The organism is Streptomyces sp. WG7, assembly GCF_049975785.1.
Taxonomy (GTDB): Bacteria; Actinomycetota; Actinomycetes; order Streptomycetales; family Streptomycetaceae; genus Streptomyces.
In genome coordinates this window covers 15953-31284 of sequence record NZ_JBNGGE010000052.1, presented here as the reverse complement: position 1 = coordinate 31284, position 15332 = coordinate 15953, and the positions used below count along the sequence as shown (strand labels likewise).

Here is a 15332-nt window from a genome sequence, read left to right as displayed (position 1 = left end):
CGCGCCAGACGGCGATGCCGGCGGACAGACCTCACCCTTGCTCACCTCCCTCGTTCGACTGGTCATCCGGCCGGGACCGCTCTTGGCGCAGACGCTCGGCATCAGGCGCGGTCCGGCGCATCAGCTCCTGCATCCGCTCCCGCGCTTCCTCACGCGCCTGGCTGCTCGCCGTGCCCCCACCGGGCAGGGCCGGGCCGCCTTGGTCCCGCTGTGACGTCGGCTCGCCGGCCGCCCGGCGAGCCGACGGCGCCGGATGCACTACCGCCGGGCTCTCGGATCGGGCTCCGCCTGGCCGGCCGGGCGCCGACAATCCCTGGGAAGCCGCGGCGCGCCCAGGGCTGGGCGGGGCGCTGGGGCGCGGGGCTGCTTCCGGGCCGGTCGCGGCCCGTGGCGTGGATGCGGGCGGCAGGCGGCGGCCGGTGAACGGGGCGGGTCCGCCGCGGTCGTCGGCGTGTTCCTGGAGGACCCGGCCGACGTGGCGGCCGGTGGCGGCCCAGGCCTGGCCGTCCTCGCGCAGCGTGTTGCCCCACACCTGGACCTGCTGACGGGCGTCCTGCGCGTATCGCGAAGTGCCCGCCCCGGCCCGGCGAGTGCTGGCCGGGAGCCCGACGGTGGCCGCGTACCCGGCGCGGCCACCGCGGTGAAGGAGGCGGTAGCCGCGGAAACGGACCAGCCGATTGTGGGCACGCGTCGACAGCAGCGTGCGGTCGCTGTTCTGGTCGTGCAGGACCTGCCCGGTGCGCCGGTCGACGACCTCGCCGTCCTCGTTGCGGTACCGGTCAGGCGGACCGCCGGGCCGCAGCGATCCCGCAAGGCCCCCTGGACCACCGGGCCGTGGCGTCCCTCCCTTGCTCGGACCACCCGGACCACCCGGACCACCCGGGCCACCCGGGCCACCCGGTCCGCCCGGAGCGCCGCCGACGGGGCCGCCGTTGTCGGGGTCGCCGCCGGCGGTGGGCTTGCGCCACTTCTCCAGCTGCTCCCGGTCCGGGCGGCGTCCGACCAGCAACCCGTACGCACCCTTGCCGCCCAGCCGCGCTCCGGCCCCGCTGACGGCGGCGGCCGCGGCCAGCGGGGCGAGCCCGCGTCCGGCCTCGGCCGTGGCGTCGGAGAGGATCCGGCCGGTGTCCACGGGCATGCCCGCCCCGTCGACGAGGGAGCCGAGCGCGCCCATCAGCCGTTGCCGGGTGCCGAGCATCCCGAACCGGCCGCCGCCCCCGCTGGTGAGGGCACGCAGTCCACCCCCTCCCTGGCCGCCGAGGGCGGTGGGGGAGTGCATGGCGAGGGTGGCGCCGAGCTCGGAGGTGTCGCCGGGCAGGTGGGTACCGCCGACCTTCGCGTACCGCATCCGCATCGCCATGCGGCGTCCGAAGGAGGCGATACCGGTCAGCAGGCGCCGGTGCCCGGCGGCGCCGGCGATGGCGAGGACGTCGATGAGGAGGATCCGCTCCACCATCAGCTCGGGACCGTTGGTGATGGTGGCGTCGACGGCGATCCCGAAGAACGGGATGAACGCGCAGATCCCGACCACGGCCAGGACCGCGATCCCCCACAGCGACAGCCACTTCCACACCGACTGCCGCGCCGGACCCGGCAGCATGCCCGCGACGAAGGCGACCCCGCCCGCGGCGGCCGCCGCCGCGCACACGCCCTGGGTCCCCAGCAGCACGATCGCCGAGGAGAGCAGCATCCCGCAGATGAACAGCGCGCCGATCAGCAGAAGAGCGGCGCCGCCGACCCGCCACCACGTCGGCTTCTCCGCATAGGCAGCAGCCGCCTTGCCGACCTCACCGGCCTTCTTCAGGTCCGCGAGGAACGCGGCGAACTCCCGGTCCTCGTCTGTGACGGCGGAATCCAGCAGCTCAGCGGTCGGCCCCATGCTGCTGATCTCGTCACTGCGTTCTTCAGCGCTGCGCCGGTCCTGGTTGTTGGACCGCTCGCAGTACTGCTTGGCGGGCCCCCAGACCAAGGCACAGTGGTCGTCGTCCTCTTCACGGTTCTCACGGTTCTGCTGCTCGCAGGTGTCCTGGGCCTGGGCGGGCAGCGTGTCGCAGCGGATCAGTCCGTCGGCGTCGGTGTTCGCCCCTTCGCCCACCTTGTAGCCGCCGGCCACCCACTTGAGGTGCAGGGCGTACGCCTCGCGGTCCGCTTCCTTGGCCGGGTCGAGGATCCGCCCGTACTGCAGCAGCATGTACGGCTTGACGATCAGCGCGTTGGTGACGGAGTCCTGGATCGGGCGGGCCACCTCCGCCGCCGTGACGGGCCCTTCGCCCTGTTCTTCCATGCATTTGAGCTCCTGGCGGCCGGCCATGCCGTCACAGGGGGACTTGCTGGCGATCTTGCCGCCCCAGTCGTAGGCGTTCACGCTGCGCTGCGCGACCTCGGCACCCACCTGCTGCGACTGGCCGAGCGGCCCGTCGGCGGCCAGCAGGTAGTCGGGGCGCACGAACGCCGAGGCGGCGAACGCGGCGATGAGCAGGGTCAGGAAGATCTCTCCCAGACCGCGGCCGACCCGGCCCCGTACGAGCATGAAGCCGGCGAACACGAAAGCCCACGCCAGCAGCAGCCCCTTCAGCCCGAGCGCGTCGACGACCACGTCCTCGTAGGCCTCGGCGACTTCCTGCGCCGGACGGGTCAGGGCCTTCAGCAGCGGGAAGCGGAAGGCCACCTCGATCGCCCACCCGGCCAGACCGACCAGCAGCCGGATCAGGGTGAACAGCCCGGACAGCGCGAACGCCAGGGCCTGCGTCTTGAAGGCGATGATGGATCCGCCGTCGGCGTTCAGTTCGTAGCCGTTGATCGGAAGGCCCTCGGAACTTCTGATGTTGAGCGGCGCCAGGAGGTCACCGGTCTCGCTGTTGCTGCCTGCCGCGTACACGACCTGGCTGTTGACGATCACGAACACCACGGCGAGCAGCACCGTGATGGCGGCGGAGCGGAGGGTGCCGGGACTGGGACGACGTGCCATGGTCAGACCTGCCCGCTCTTCACACCGGCAGCGGCGACCGATGGTTCGGGCACATCGGTCGCCGCGGTTGTGGTCGAGGTGCTGCGAGGCCCGGGGGTGGTGGTGATGGATGCGGCGATACGGGCGATGCGCGGGATGACGGTCTTGACCCGGCCGGTGTTCTGCCGTGGGCAGGTCAGCAGGAACTCGCCTTCCCTGCCTTGGTGGCCGACAGGGGACAACCCGGCGGTCACGAGCCGCACCAGGTTCTCGTCGTCAGGGTTGAGGCCGATGAACTCCAGGCCGCGGCGGGCGCGTGCCCGGTCGGTGGTGCGGGCCAGTGCGCGGTAGGCCATCAGGCCGCGGTCGGGCCCGAGTTCTTCGGCGTCGTGGGATCCGGCGATGAGGCCGGCGCCGTGCTTGCGGCCGTCGTGGAGGATCTCGTGGACCAGCGCGGTGCCCTCGGCCGACGACGTGAGCCAGTACAGCTCGTCCAGGACGACGGCGGTGAACCGCCGCGGATCCTCGAACGCGGTCTGCCGGGCGAGCGCCGCGATCAGGTACAGCACCGCGCGGCCGATCAGGGCTTCCAGCGGCTGCTGGTGCAGGACCTCGGGATTGTCGAACGCGGCCTTCGGAGGAAGCTTCAGTCCGGCGGTGGTGATCACGATCATGTCGGAGGCGCTGGAGGCATCCAGCCTCACCGGCGGCAGCGCCGGGTCGAACACCATCGCTGCCAGCGGGTTGGAGGCCACGACGCGGATGAGGCCGGCGAGGGTGGCCGCCGCGTCCTGTCGCCGGCCCGCCTCGCTCCCGCTCATCGTCTCGAGGACTTCCACCACCCGCTGCATGGACGGTGTCTCGCTGGCGGCGGCCTGTTCGACGGCGTGGTGGAGGACCTCGCCGCTGGTGCTCATCGGACCGATGCCCAGTTGGAGGGTGAGGTAGGACAGGGCGTAGTGGCGGCCTTCCGGCCCGTCGAACATCCGCAGTGGGTCGATGGACACCTCGGCCCGGGCGGCGTCGACGATCTGTACTCGGCCCTTAGCGGCGCTGCGGGCGAAGGTGGCCCACTCGCGCACCGGGGTCCGGTCGATGCAGATCGCGCACCCGCCGCGCGCCCAGACGGACTCCGCGATCAGTTTCTGCAGGACGCTCTTGCCGGCGCCGAGGTCCCCGACGATGCCCATCGACGCCGACGCGTCCTGCTTCGGGGCGTCCGCGACGTTGATCATCACGGGGCGGGTGGTGCCGCAGTCCAGGTCCAGGCCCAGGAACATCCCGTTCGGGTCGCCCACCTCCGCGGTGGTGAAGGCGCCGGACAGGGCCCAGTCCTCGGAAACCTGGTGCTGGGTGAACTCCCGCAGCACCCCCGGCCGCGCGGTCCCGGGCAGACCCAGGGTGAACAGGGCCTCCTGCAGTCCGGCAGGGCGCACGGCCCGGTAGTCGGCGCCGGAGAGCAGCGCGGCCAGCGCCCGGGCCCGGGCGTCACAGACGGCAGCGGTCGGCCCCCACACCGTCAGCACGGTCACCGACTGCACCTCCACCTCCACCGACGTGCGCGACAGGCGGGCGTCCAGCTCGCCCAGGTCGCGGGCGGCGTCGGTGAGGGAGGCGGGCATGCCGGTGGGGCGGGCGTCGTACTGGTCGGCCTGGTCGATCAGCTCGTTCTTCTTACGCCGCACCTGGTCCCGCGCCTTCTCCGCCGGCACCAGCGTCAGATCGACGGTGTAGTCGACAGGGAAGTCGAGCATCTCCAGCTGCGCGAACAGATCTGCGGCCTCCGCACCGACCGCCGGCGGACACTCGGCCAAGACGAGCTGCGCCTGGTAGCCGACCCCGGCGTCGGTCTCGACCTGCAGCCACCGCCTGCGCAGCGGCGAGCCAGCGTTTAGCCGCCACCAGGCTGAGCGGCCCGACCGCGAAATGCGGTCCGATACCTTCAGCTCGTCGGCGTCGTCCAGTTCGGGGTCGATGCCGCCCTCCTGCAGGCGTGCCTGGCCCAGGTCGGCGTAGCTGGGGGAGTGGAGCACTCCGGCCTGGACGTGGCCGCCGTACAGGGTGCTGGTTTCGGCTTCGGTCAGCAGCGGCTCCGCCAGGCCGCGGTGAAGGGCGTGCTGGACCATCCACACGATCTCCGCCGGACGGGCTGGCCGGAACGCGATACCTCCGGCGAGTGCGGCCTCCACCCGGGCCGCCTGCTCGCGGAAGGCCGTCACCTCACGGCGCGCCACGGGCGCGGCCCGCATCCCGAGCATGGGAGCGACATCCGCCCACATCGCTCCCAGCGACGCGGCCACCCGCCCGCCCGCGGCTTCGTTCTGCAGGGGCACCGCCAGCCACAGCGTCCGGCGGTGCATCTCCTGGCCCTCCAGCAGATCCAGAGTGGCTTCGACGGTCTCCACCCACGGATGCGGGCCATCACCCGGCGTCTGCTCGGCGGGCTCGATGCCCTCGATCATCTTCAGGGCGATCTCACCGGGATCGGCCTGCGCGCACAGCCCGAACAGGCGAGGCGCCCCGGACAGCGAGCGCACCAGATGCGTGACCTTGGCCAGTTGCTCGTCACGGACCGCGGCGGGCACGTAAGTGCCCTGCACGGTCTCCGCCCGCTGCCCCTTCGCATCGGGGCCGGGGTGCAGGCGGTACACGGCCCACACGCTGCCCTGCGTCGACCAGACCAGGTGACCGGCAATGTGACGGATCGGAACCCTCACCGCACACCCCCCGTCTCCTGGACGCGGGCCAGCAACTGCTGCACACCCGACACCGGCGCCATGGGTCCTGGCCCTGGTGTCGGCGTCGGCCGCGCCTGCGGCTGGGAACGCGGCGTCGACGAACGGCGGCCGGCCCGGGCCTGGCCTGCGATCCGGACCTCTTGAGGCTCCTGGGCGGCGCGCTGCCGCACCGTCGCAGGCCCAGCCGGACAGGCTCCCTCGAGGGTGAAGCCGCCCAGCAGGGGTCGGGCGGCGTGGTCGCGGGCGGCCCTGCCGCCCGTCCGGCCGCCCTGCGGCTGCCAGGCGAGGAGCACCCAGCCCAGCGCCGCCTGCAGCGGGGCACGGCCCTTGACCTTGGGCCGGCGTACCGCCCACACGGCCAGCACCCACGCGACGACGGGGACCGGGCCCATCCACGACCACCAGCTGATGGTCTTGACCAGGAGAAACCCGCCGCCAACGAGGACAGCGATCTGCGCGGGGGTGTACGGGCCGAGCGGGATCTTCCAGTCGGCGACCTTCCCCAGCACCCATGGATGACGGCGCGCGGTCGTATAGAAGCGCCCGACCCTGTTTGCCGCAGTCGCGCTCACAGCCCGCCTCCGACGCCCGCAGAACGGCCGGGGGAAGCGGATCGCTCGGACTGGACGATGCCGGGGTGGGCGGGGGCGCCGTTGGCGGGGTTCTTCACCTCGTCGGTGAACATGTCCGCGAGGTCCTCGCGGGAGTCGTACAGGCCCAGCGCGATGATCATCAGCAGGAGGGCGCCGATCCCGGCCTTCAGGCTGAACCGCTGGACCATGATGACGACGACCAGAACGATCAGTCCGGCCTGCAGGCCCTTGGTCGCCCAGTCCTCGAACATGGTGATCCAGCTGTCGCCGAGGTCGTCCAGCTGCCCGGCCAGCATCACGTCGTGCACCGTGTTCACCGCGCACCCCCGCCCCGGACGCTCCCGGACTCCAGCACGGCGAGATCCCACCGGCCGGAGCGGGCCGTCAGCGTGAGCTCGTAGGCCAGCGGCCACCGGCCCGCCTCGTCCCGTCCCTCGGCCTGGACCAGGACCCGGACCTTCGTCCCGTCGGCCGGCACCTGCCCGGCGGCCGCGGCCTCCTCGACCGCCGACACCTCGCGCACGGTGACCGCCGTGTAGGCGGCGGGGGAGACAGGCGCGAGCTTCACCCCCGGCGCCAGGTAGCGGTCGACCTCGCCGGTACCGGTGAGGTAGGCGCCGAGGAACTCCCCGACAGTCGACGCCAGGGCGCCGTCGGAGGGAACGCTCACCGTGTACGGCGACTTGGGCACCGTGACCCGGGCGGGACCGGCCACCATCCCCGGGGCGCCGGTCACCGCGAACGACGCACCCCGCGCGTCGGCGGCGACGGGGACGGTGAAGTAGCGGACCATGCTGTCGGCGTACTGCGCGGCGACCGTCACCGTCCACGCGCCTCCGTCGCGCTGCACACTGCGCACCGCGGTCACCGAACGCGGCTTCGACTGTGCACCGGCTGACGGGTCCGGCAGCGCGACGTCCGGGGCGAGGGACTGCGCAAGCCGCGCCTGCGCACTGCCCGCCTCGTTCGCGCTGCTGCGCAGCCACGCGTCGAGGAACACCTGCGCGTAGCCCGCGGGGTCGGCCGCGACGGTCGTAGAGCGCTCCGGTGCCGGCCTGTGCGGGGCGGCGGCCGTCGCGTTGGCTGGACCGGAGGTCACCGCGACGGCCAGGGCGACGGGGCCGGCGGCGATCGCGGTGAACAGCGCCAGGCGCGACAGGCGCACGCGCCGCCGCATCTTCTCCAACTCGACCCCTGCGGCGATCGCGGGGGCGGCCTCGCTCTGTGAGGCCTTCTTGCCCAAAGGCATGGTCGAACTCCCAGGTCAGGAATCGGCTGTTGCTGACCTCGAGGAAATGCGTCAGCCCCGACCCGACCACCGACCACACAACCCCGACCACGATCACGAACAGGTCACGAAACCCGTGGTCGGCCCGACCACAGCCCCGACCATGGGCCCGACCACGGCCCACGGCAGGCTCTGCGCCGGCACCGGGGCACGTGCGGCGCCTCGGCTGCGTGTCAGCGGACCGTCTGTGCAGCCCGGGGGGCGACTGTGCATCCGCGCTGTGCACAGTCGCCGCGCTCGCCGACTGTGCAGGACCCCCATCCTCGTTGTGCAGGCGCCTGCACAGTGAGCGCCGGGAGCATTGTGCAGCCGTGAGTGTGCACACCGCCACGCACGCGAAAGGCTCTCCTTGGTCGGCCCGACCATGGCGCCGACCATGGCTGGGCAGGGGCATGCCGCGGTTTCGTGCCGGGTGGCCGGGGCGGTGGCCGCCTGTCTGGCCGGGGGCGCATGGGCAGGTGGTTCGTTCAGGGCCACGACGTCACCGCGGCCGCCGCCCTGCGCGCCGTGGAGGAACTGCGCCTGCCGCACCAGCTGGCCGTGCCGGGGTTCGGCCCGGAGCGCTCGGTGGTCGAGGCGGTTGTCCGGGAGGCCGGCTGGGTGCGCTGCCCCGAGGCGCGTACGTCGGGCCGTCGGCCACCCACACCTGCACCACCGAAGGCCGGTTTGGTGATCCGTCCCCCGCGGCGGCCGGACCTGGGCGGGAGCAGGCGCAGGGACCTGTGCCGTCGGGCTCCGCTGCGGTGGCGCTGGCCGAGTCCGGGGCTGCCCGGGGCCGAGTGCTGCCGGCGGCGGACGATCCCAGGTGGGAGTCGGTGCTGTTGCATCTGCGTCAGCAGCTGCGGGGGCCCGCGCACCAACTCGTGTCGCCCGTGCAAGGGCGGCTGGCGGAGCGGGAGAAGAAGGACACCCGTGGTCGGGCCGACCACGGGTCCAACCACGCTTGCGTGGTGCGCCTGTTGTCGGATCGTGACCTGTGGTCGGGGGTTGTGGTCGTCTGTCTGGTCGGGGGTGGCCGGTGGGCTGACCGTCATGGAACTCGTGTGCGTCTCCTCATCCGGCGGCCTGGGGCGGCCCGTTGGCGCAGTCCGGCTGCAGGCCCTCGGCGATCGTGCGTGCCTCGTGTGCGGGGGGCGGCGGTGAGCGGTGTCGGTGCGGGGATCCGCCGGGGTGTAGTGGCCGCTGATCAGTTCACGCAGATCGCCAACGGTCTGTTCCGTGACGCCCGGCTGTCGTACCGGGCGAAGGGGATCTTCGGGTACGTCAGCACGCACCGCAGCGGCTGGCGGGTCAGGATCGCCGACCTCGTCCGCCTGGGCCCTGACGGCCGGGACGCGGTACGCGCCGGCCTGAGGGAACTGGAGGAGCACGGCTACCTGATCTGTGAACGCCTGCGCCACCCGGACGGCACCCTCGGCGAGAGCGTCTACTGCATCACCGACCACCCCGCCGTCCAGAGCGATGTGCCGTCAAAGGTGCGCTCGGTGGCTGGAGGCCCGCGGGCCGGGTCCGGTGGAGGGTTCGGGGCGGGGATCCGCCGGGGGGTGATGGCGGGAGATCAGTTCACGCAGATCGCCAACGGCCTGTTCCGTGACGCCCGGCTGTCCTTCAAGGCGAAGGGGCTGTTCGGACTGCTCTCCACGCACCGGGAGGGCTGGCGGATGACGGTCACCGACCTCGCCCGCTGCGCCCGGGACGGCGAGGCAGCCGTCAGGAGCGGCCTGAAAGAACTGGAGCAGCACGGCTTCCTCGTCCGCGAACGCGAGCGCGGTCCGGACGGGACCCTCGGTGCGGCGGTGTACTTCATCACCGACCTGCCAGCTCTGCAACGCTGCAGGTCACAACCAGAGTCGGGTTTTCCACCGGTGGATAAACCTACGGTGGATAATCGCCCCACTAAGAAGACTAAGAGAAAGAAGACCAACAAGCAGAAGACCAGACCCCTCCGTCCCCGTGACCGCGCCGCCAGCTCGCGGGCCTCCTCGGGGACGGCACGGTCGGTCGCAGCAGCGTCCCTGGCCGCCAGCTCGCCCGCGACGCCTGCGGTGTCCGGCGCCTCGCCGGCTGTCCCGCCGGTGCCTGCGGCCGATGCGATGCATCCCGGGATCCGGCTGCTGCTGGAGATCGGAGCCGCTCAGCCCGAGCTGCTGCTGACCGGGAAGGCCCTGACCGACCAGGGCCGCGTCGTGACCGTGATGCTGGAATCCGGCTGGACCAGCGCCCAGCTGCGCCACGTCATCGCCGGCCGCCCCCTGCCTACCCCGGTGCGTACGAGCGTCGGAGCGATCATCGCCGCCCGCCTGCGCGCCGCCCAGGCCTACCCACCCCCCGCCGCACTCACCGGCTCGGCACACCCCGGCGACGGCCTGGACGACGAGCTGCACGCCCCATCGACGCCGGAGCGGTCGTCCACGGCGCCCGCGGCCCGCACCGTCACCGAAGCCCTCACCTACCGCGCCCTGGTCGAATGCGCCGGCTGCGGCGTCCCCGGCACCGCACCGGGCGAAGACCTCTGCCCGGCCTGCCTCGACTGGCCCCTGTGCTCCACCTGCCCCGGCCCCACCCCACGCCGCGCCCACCCTCACGGCGACGGGCGCTGCACCACCTGCGCCACGACCTTCACCGGCCCGACGCAAGGAAGCACGCCATGACCAACCGGACACCACCGGCCAGCGACTCCATGAATCCGTTGCGCCCGTTCCGGCAGCAGCCCAGGCGGTGGGCCAGGGCACAGGCCAGGGCGCTGCGCGGCGGCCACGTCTGCTGTGGCGCCGACTGCGCCAAGGGCTGCGAGCCCGTCCTGATCCGCGAGCGGACGGGGTGGGGGTGGATCGACTGGACGGTGCCGGCCGACGGAAGCCTGCCCCACGAGCCTGACCGGATCGCCGTGTTCAGCCCGCTTGCGAATCGCGCGCAGCGGCTTGCGCTGCGCTGGCTGGCCAGGCGGCCGGCCCACCGGATCCGCCTCGGTCCGCTGGCCGTACGGCCGGCCACCGGCGCTGTCACGGTTCTCGCCCTGATCGCGGCGACCCTCGCCACCCTGCACGGCCGGGTTCCGCTGAGCATCACCGTGCCGGCGGCCGCCCTGGCCCCGCTGCTGGTGGAGCATCTGCCCGACGTCCTCGACGCCCGCGCCGGCGAGCACGCCCGGGTCCTGGACGCCGGTCCCGCCTGTCGCTACCTCCACCGCTTGGCCTCCCTGCACGCCACGCTCACCGACGCGGCCGCCCGCAGCGACCAGTACCGGGTGCGGAGAGCCCTTCAGATCGGACACCACCAGCTGTTCGAGACGGCAGACCTCCTCCAGCGGCGCGATACCCGCTCCGTCTCCGCCGTGCTCATCACGCGGGAGCGACTGATGCTGCAACTCGTCGCCCGGACTGCCGAGATCCTCACACCCATGGCCGGCGACGCGCCTTCCGCCTGCCCCGGCCGGCCTGCCAGACAGCCGACGGGGCGCACCGGTCCACGCTCGCGCCATCAGCCTCAGCCGAATCCTCAGCGCACGCTTCACCGATGAAGGAGGAACTCAACATGCCCGACCACGGTCCCGAGCAGTCCACCAGCGGTGTGTACCTGCTCTTCGCGCACGAGCCGTACTATCCCGGCCCTGGCACCCAGGAGATCAACACCACCGTGGTGGCTGCCGACTCGCTGCTACACCCGCACGTGCGGCAGCCCGACGGTGTGCGCATTCACGACCTCCTCACCACGGGACGGCAGCCAGGCGAGATCGTCCCGCTGGCCACCCTCACCCACGAACTCAATGGTGGCGCCGACTGGCCGAGAATCGGCGACTGGCAGGGCGTCACCCTCGACCTGCTGGACCTCGCTCACGCAGGGCGCTGTGATGCCCTGCGTCTCGGCCTGCCCGAACTGGCGCGCGCTCTCCTGTGCACGGGGCCACACGGCCTGGTCCGCGTCTTGGACGCGACGGCCGACGATGTCGTCACCTGCGGCTCTGCGGAGCGCGCCGTGGTACTGGACGAAGTCGGCGCGCTCCTGGCCGCTGTCGCTGCCGAGCAGCCATTCTGGCCAGGGGGCAGCCTTCTGCCCGCGCTGGGCCGGCTCACCGGAGGGCGGTGAGCCCGACGCTACCGACCGGACGATCCACAGGTGCAAGCCCGAGTGCTGGAACTGCTCGCCGAGGTGGAGGCCTCGTGCGTGGCACGACGGGGCCGGTTCTGAGCCGACGAGCATGCCGGAAGCGACGTCACGGCAGGCTCTCTCCGGCCGGCCGGTCAGTCACGGCCACCGTTGTCGCCCTGATCGCGGCCACCCTCGTCAGCCTGCCCGGCATCCCGTCATCCATCGCCTTACCAGCGGCCGTGCCTGACCACTGCGGAACGCAGGCTGGAACGGTTTCAGGGAAGGTTGCCTACGCCGCACTCAACCCGGTCTTCGCCCTCGCCATCCACACGCCATCGGCGAGGCTCACGAGGACCGCCGCGATCAACCGGGTCCGTAAGTGCTGCTTCCGCGCCCACGAGCACGGCTCACACGTTCCGCGTGCTTTTCTAGGACCATGGAAGCCGTAGCCGCGAGCGTGATAGCCGTGCTGGGTACTCTTCTGGGATCTGGCCTTACATATTTGTTTCAGCGGCAGACGATGAACCGCTCGGAGCAGTTCACGCGTAACGAACGGCTTCGGCAGGAGCGCATCGCCGCCTACAGCGCCTTCGCTGGTGCACTTGCGAACTACCGCCGCGGGCAGATGGACCTTTGGTTCGCGAGACATGAGCACCGGGAGGTCAGCAGCGTGGCTGAACTCCGCCGTGAGGAACAGCGACTGAGAGCTGCAGCTCTTGAGGCAATGTTTCGTGCCGAGTTGATCACCACCGACCCAAGGCTCGAAGAAATGGGCCGCCAAGCACTCGCGGCCATCGACCGGATGAACCGAGCCGGTACACGAGACCAGCTGGACCAGGAACGGGCCACCTCTCGGACGTTGATCTACGAATTCGTATCGGCTTCAAAGCCGCACATGGTGGCCGGGCGACGTACCGCAGACGACGAGCGACAGGTCACCTGAGGCCGATGGGCGGTTCTGTTGCCGGCCAGGGCGGCTCGCGCGGGGCCTGGTAGCCGCTCGAAGACGATGCAGCACCGGTCGGAGGCGGACGTCAGCGATGGCCGGTGCCGCGAAGCTGTGAGGCTTCGCGGCGGAGAGGTGGCTGGCCTCTCCATACCGGCCATCGTGCGGCGTCTGGTCCGCCGGGAGTTCGTCGGTCCCTTCAACCAGAGGCCGCGGTCTCACGGTACCCGCGGAGGGTGTGTTTCGGTGTGCTGTTGTCAGGTCGTCGAGGAGCGGCGGGCGGCGAGTTCCTCGACGCGGGAGCGTGTCCAGCGCTGTTGGCGGGGCCGGCCGGCGCTGCCGCGGCGGTACTCGAACCCGTCGGGCTGCTCGAGGTCGGGCAGGAGGCCATGGCCGAGGGCGCTGATGAAGCTGTTGACGTTGCCGTAGCCGAGGATCTGAGCGGCTTCGGCGGCACCCACCAGGTCCTCGTCGCTGCCCGTACCGGCGGCTGGCAGCACACCGCGCTCCCGGGCCGCGGCGACGACCGTGGCGCGCCGCCACTTCTTGCGGGCCGCGCCGCGGCCTTCCTGCCTCTCCAGGACCTCCGGCTCGGGCAGTTCGGGGATGCGGCCCTGGTAGAGGGAGCTGGAGAAGGAAGCGGCGCTGCTGTAGCCGAGCAGGCTCGCGACTTCGGCCGTGCCCAGCAGTTCGTCGGGGTCCCCGTCGACGGGAACTTCGGGCAGTGCGGCGGCGGGAACCGGTCCGCGCCGGCCCTTGCCGGGGCGGTTGGCCGCCCAGGCGACGATCGTGCCGCGGCGCCACCTCGGGCCGTCGATGTCCTCGTCGGGCTCGGGAAAGTAGCCGGGCCGGTCGCGGATGTAGGCGTCGATGGTGGAGGTGCGGGTGTAGCCCAGGAGCTGCGCCACCTCCCGCTTGGTCAGCAGCTCGTCCTGGTCGGCCTCGAGGACCGACGCGGGCAGCGTGCGCTTCTTCGGGGCGCGCTGCGCGAAGAACGCCGCGACCTCGTCGTAGCGCCAGAACCGCTTGCGGCCCTCGGTGTGCGCGACCGGGGGGAAGCCGCTGTCCGGGTTGTTGCTCCACTCGCTGATCCGAGGCTTGCTCGTGCCGAACTCGGACACGATCTGCGTGGTGTCCACGAGCCGCTCGGCGGAAGACATCGGGGCCCCTTCGGCAGGATCGACAAGGCAGTGCCGGCGCCCACCCGAGCGCGACAGGTTCGATAATGCCAAAGATGTTGGTTTCGTGTCCAGCTCAGCGGTAGACCGGCTACTGGAACTCCTCGCCCAGGAGGCTGGCGCCGAAGCGCGCGGCGCGCTCTGCCAGCTCCGTGTAGGCCATGGCGGCAGGCGAAGCGTCCCAGGTCGCGAACGCGAGAGCGGAGAGAGCCTCCCCGCGGGTCATCCCCTCCTCCCACGCGGCGCCCGCGGCCGCGCACCGCTCGGCGAGCTGGGCGTCGGACAGGGACTCGGCCTCACGGCGGATGACGGACTGGACATCGGCCACGCCTTCGCACCACGCGCGGTGGCCCGTAGCGAGCAGGTTCTGCAGTGCGTCCCGGTCAGTGAGGTCCCGGGCTTCGGCGGCGAGGTCCAGCAGCAGAGCGGTCGGGTTGGTGTCCATGGTCATCTCCTTGATTCCACTGTAGAGGGGGAGGGGCCGGTGGGCCGGGGTGTGGATGACCCGGCCCACCACGTGCGGGTGTCAGGTGCCAGGGGTGCAGCCGTCGCACAGCGCACGGCCTGTACGGCGGGCCAGCTCCGGCTTCTTGCGCGGTTCGCGTTTCAGTGCCTGACGGACCTGTTCCTGCAGGGCGGTGAACTCCGGTCCGTCGTCCGGGCAGACGACGCCGGGGCCGGGTGCCTCGCAGTGCGCGGCGTGCCGGATCAGGTCGGTGATCCGCCAGTCCGGGCGGAAGCTGTCGCCACGGGCCTGTTCGACCTCGGCGTACAGGGCGGCCAGCCGTGGCCGCCGCCCGATGGTGAGCAGCAGGTCGCGGCGGGAGGCGAAGACGCACAGCGAGCAGGAGCAGCGGGAGGTGCCCAGCCAGTCGCCGGCGCCGGGTACGGAGTCGTAGGTCCAGCAGTAGGGTACCGGCGCACCGGTGTGCCACTCCTTGACCGCGTCGGTCGTCCAGTCCTTGACGGGGAGCCACTCGTCGACGATCCGGGCGCTGTTGGCCTGCACGGTACGGAAGGCCGGGCGGTTCTTGCGGTCGGCTCCCTCGTCGCTGCGCAGGCCCAGGACCTTCAGGATCCGTACGGGCCGACCGAGCTCGCGGGTGAGGCGGCTGACCATCGGTGTCCAGGCGCTGGAGACGACGCCTTCCTTGGCGGCTTTGCGGCAGTAAGGGCTGCCCTTGCGGGGGAAGCGCCCGTAGGCCGCGATCTCGGTGAGCAGACTGTGCGGCATCCGTGTGCCGTCCGGGCCCGGCAGCGTGCGGGTGACCTCGACGTGCCGGTCGGCCGGCACCCCGAAGGCGGCGCTCTGCAGCGCGGCGAGCTCGGACACCCCCGGGTAGCGGACGCCGTCGAAGACGACCGGCGGCCACTCCAGCACTCCCAGGCTGGAGTGGTAGGAGATCACACGGTCGTCGACGCCGGCGGCCCGGGCGGCGTCCATGAACACGGCCATCATGACCGCGCTGTCCTTGCCGCCGGACAGCTGAGGTGCGAGGAGATCGTACGAGGTCAGGTCGGGTGTACTGGGCGTAGCGGGACGCGAGGCCATG

At 72.0% G+C, this 15332-nt stretch carries 12 protein-coding genes; 4 read left to right on the top strand and 8 right to left on the bottom strand.

Features of this window, described 5'->3' with window-relative positions; all coding sequences use genetic code 11:
* Positions 1 to 31 precede the first annotated feature (31 nt).
* From ACP4J0_RS33025 to ACP4J0_RS33005, 5 genes are read right to left on the bottom strand one after another with little or no spacing between them, the layout of a single operon-like run.
* A complete protein-coding gene (locus tag ACP4J0_RS33025) occupies positions 32 to 2968 on the bottom strand; it encodes a hypothetical protein (protein ID WP_426602390.1) in 2937 nt (978 codons plus the stop codon).
* A 2-nt stretch (positions 2969 to 2970) separates the two neighbouring features.
* Positions 2971 to 5664, bottom strand: coding sequence for an ATP-binding protein (locus ACP4J0_RS33020; RefSeq protein WP_426602389.1), 2694 nt, complete (start codon positions 5662 to 5664; stop codon positions 2971 to 2973).
* The gene (locus ACP4J0_RS33015) at positions 5661 to 6257 is read right to left on the bottom strand and encodes a hypothetical protein (protein ID WP_426602388.1); all 597 of its coding nucleotides are present in this window, start codon (positions 6255 to 6257) and stop codon (positions 5661 to 5663) included. Before ACP4J0_RS33015 ends, ACP4J0_RS33020 begins: the two co-directional genes overlap by 4 nt.
* Positions 6254 to 6595, bottom strand: a complete 342-nt coding sequence (locus tag ACP4J0_RS33010) for a hypothetical protein (RefSeq protein WP_426602387.1) — start codon at positions 6593 to 6595, stop codon at positions 6254 to 6256. Before ACP4J0_RS33010 ends, ACP4J0_RS33015 begins: the two co-directional genes overlap by 4 nt.
* Entirely contained in the window at positions 6592 to 7527 is a 936-nt protein-coding gene (locus tag ACP4J0_RS33005; protein WP_426602386.1) for a conjugal transfer protein, read from the bottom strand. Before ACP4J0_RS33005 ends, ACP4J0_RS33010 begins: the two co-directional genes overlap by 4 nt.
* Positions 7528 to 8705: 1178 nt before the next feature.
* On the opposite strand from ACP4J0_RS33005, the gene ACP4J0_RS33000 reads away from it, so the two are divergent.
* From ACP4J0_RS33000 to ACP4J0_RS32985, 4 genes are all read left to right on the top strand, one after another.
* Positions 8706 to 10217, top strand: a complete 1512-nt coding sequence (locus tag ACP4J0_RS33000; protein WP_426602385.1) for a hypothetical protein — start codon at positions 8706 to 8708, stop codon at positions 10215 to 10217.
* On the top strand, positions 10214 to 11086 hold the full coding sequence (locus ACP4J0_RS32995) for a hypothetical protein (protein WP_381944902.1): 873 nt from the start codon (positions 10214 to 10216) through the stop codon (positions 11084 to 11086). The genes ACP4J0_RS33000 and ACP4J0_RS32995 overlap by 4 nt, the downstream gene beginning before the upstream one ends.
* On the top strand, positions 11083 to 11652 hold the full coding sequence (locus ACP4J0_RS32990; RefSeq protein ID WP_381944904.1) for a hypothetical protein: 570 nt from the start codon (positions 11083 to 11085) through the stop codon (positions 11650 to 11652). Before ACP4J0_RS32995 ends, ACP4J0_RS32990 begins: the two co-directional genes overlap by 4 nt.
* A 439-nt stretch (positions 11653 to 12091) precedes the next feature.
* Entirely contained in the window at positions 12092 to 12598 is a 507-nt protein-coding gene (locus ACP4J0_RS32985; RefSeq protein WP_391670211.1) for a hypothetical protein, read from the top strand.
* Positions 12599 to 12858: 260 nt separating this feature from the next.
* Here ACP4J0_RS32985 and ACP4J0_RS32980 read toward each other — a convergent pair whose 3' ends face one another.
* The 3 genes from ACP4J0_RS32980 to ACP4J0_RS32970 all read right to left on the bottom strand — a co-directional run bounded on the left by ACP4J0_RS32980 (position 12859) and on the right by ACP4J0_RS32970 (position 15331).
* Positions 12859 to 13761, bottom strand: a complete 903-nt coding sequence (locus ACP4J0_RS32980; RefSeq protein WP_391670208.1) for a helix-turn-helix transcriptional regulator — start codon at positions 13759 to 13761, stop codon at positions 12859 to 12861.
* 109 nt (positions 13762 to 13870) lie between these two features.
* Positions 13871 to 14224: a hypothetical protein gene (locus ACP4J0_RS32975; RefSeq protein ID WP_426602384.1), complete on the bottom strand. Its 354-nt coding sequence runs from the start codon at positions 14222 to 14224 to the stop codon at positions 13871 to 13873.
* Positions 14225 to 14305: 81 nt separating this feature from the next.
* Complete coding sequence (locus ACP4J0_RS32970; protein ID WP_426602383.1) at positions 14306 to 15331, bottom strand: phosphoadenosine phosphosulfate reductase; 1026 nt, start codon at positions 15329 to 15331, stop codon at positions 14306 to 14308.
* Between the last annotated feature and the right edge of the window lies 1 nt (position 15332).

Excerpts from the sequence above, each read along its gene's own strand:
- ACP4J0_RS33005 (WP_426602386.1), bottom strand. The coding sequence starts at position 7,527 with ATGCCTTTGGGCAAGAAGGCCTCACAGAGCGAGGCCGCCCCCGCGATC.
- ACP4J0_RS32985 (WP_391670211.1), top strand. The coding sequence starts at position 12,092 with ATGGAAGCCGTAGCCGCGAGCGTGATAGCCGTGCTGGGTACTCTTCTG.
- ACP4J0_RS32975 (WP_426602384.1), bottom strand. The coding sequence starts at position 14,224 with ATGGACACCAACCCGACCGCTCTGCTGCTGGACCTCGCCGCCGAAGCC.
- ACP4J0_RS32990 (WP_381944904.1), top strand. The coding sequence starts at position 11,083 with ATGAAGGAGGAACTCAACATGCCCGACCACGGTCCCGAGCAGTCCACC.
- ACP4J0_RS32995 (WP_381944902.1), top strand. The coding sequence starts at position 10,214 with ATGACCAACCGGACACCACCGGCCAGCGACTCCATGAATCCGTTGCGC.
- ACP4J0_RS33025 (WP_426602390.1), bottom strand. The coding sequence starts at position 2,968 with ATGGCACGTCGTCCCAGTCCCGGCACCCTCCGCTCCGCCGCCATCACG.
- ACP4J0_RS32980 (WP_391670208.1), bottom strand. The coding sequence starts at position 13,761 with ATGTCTTCCGCCGAGCGGCTCGTGGACACCACGCAGATCGTGTCCGAG.
- ACP4J0_RS32970 (WP_426602383.1), bottom strand. The coding sequence starts at position 15,331 with ATGGCCTCGCGTCCCGCTACGCCCAGTACACCCGACCTGACCTCGTAC.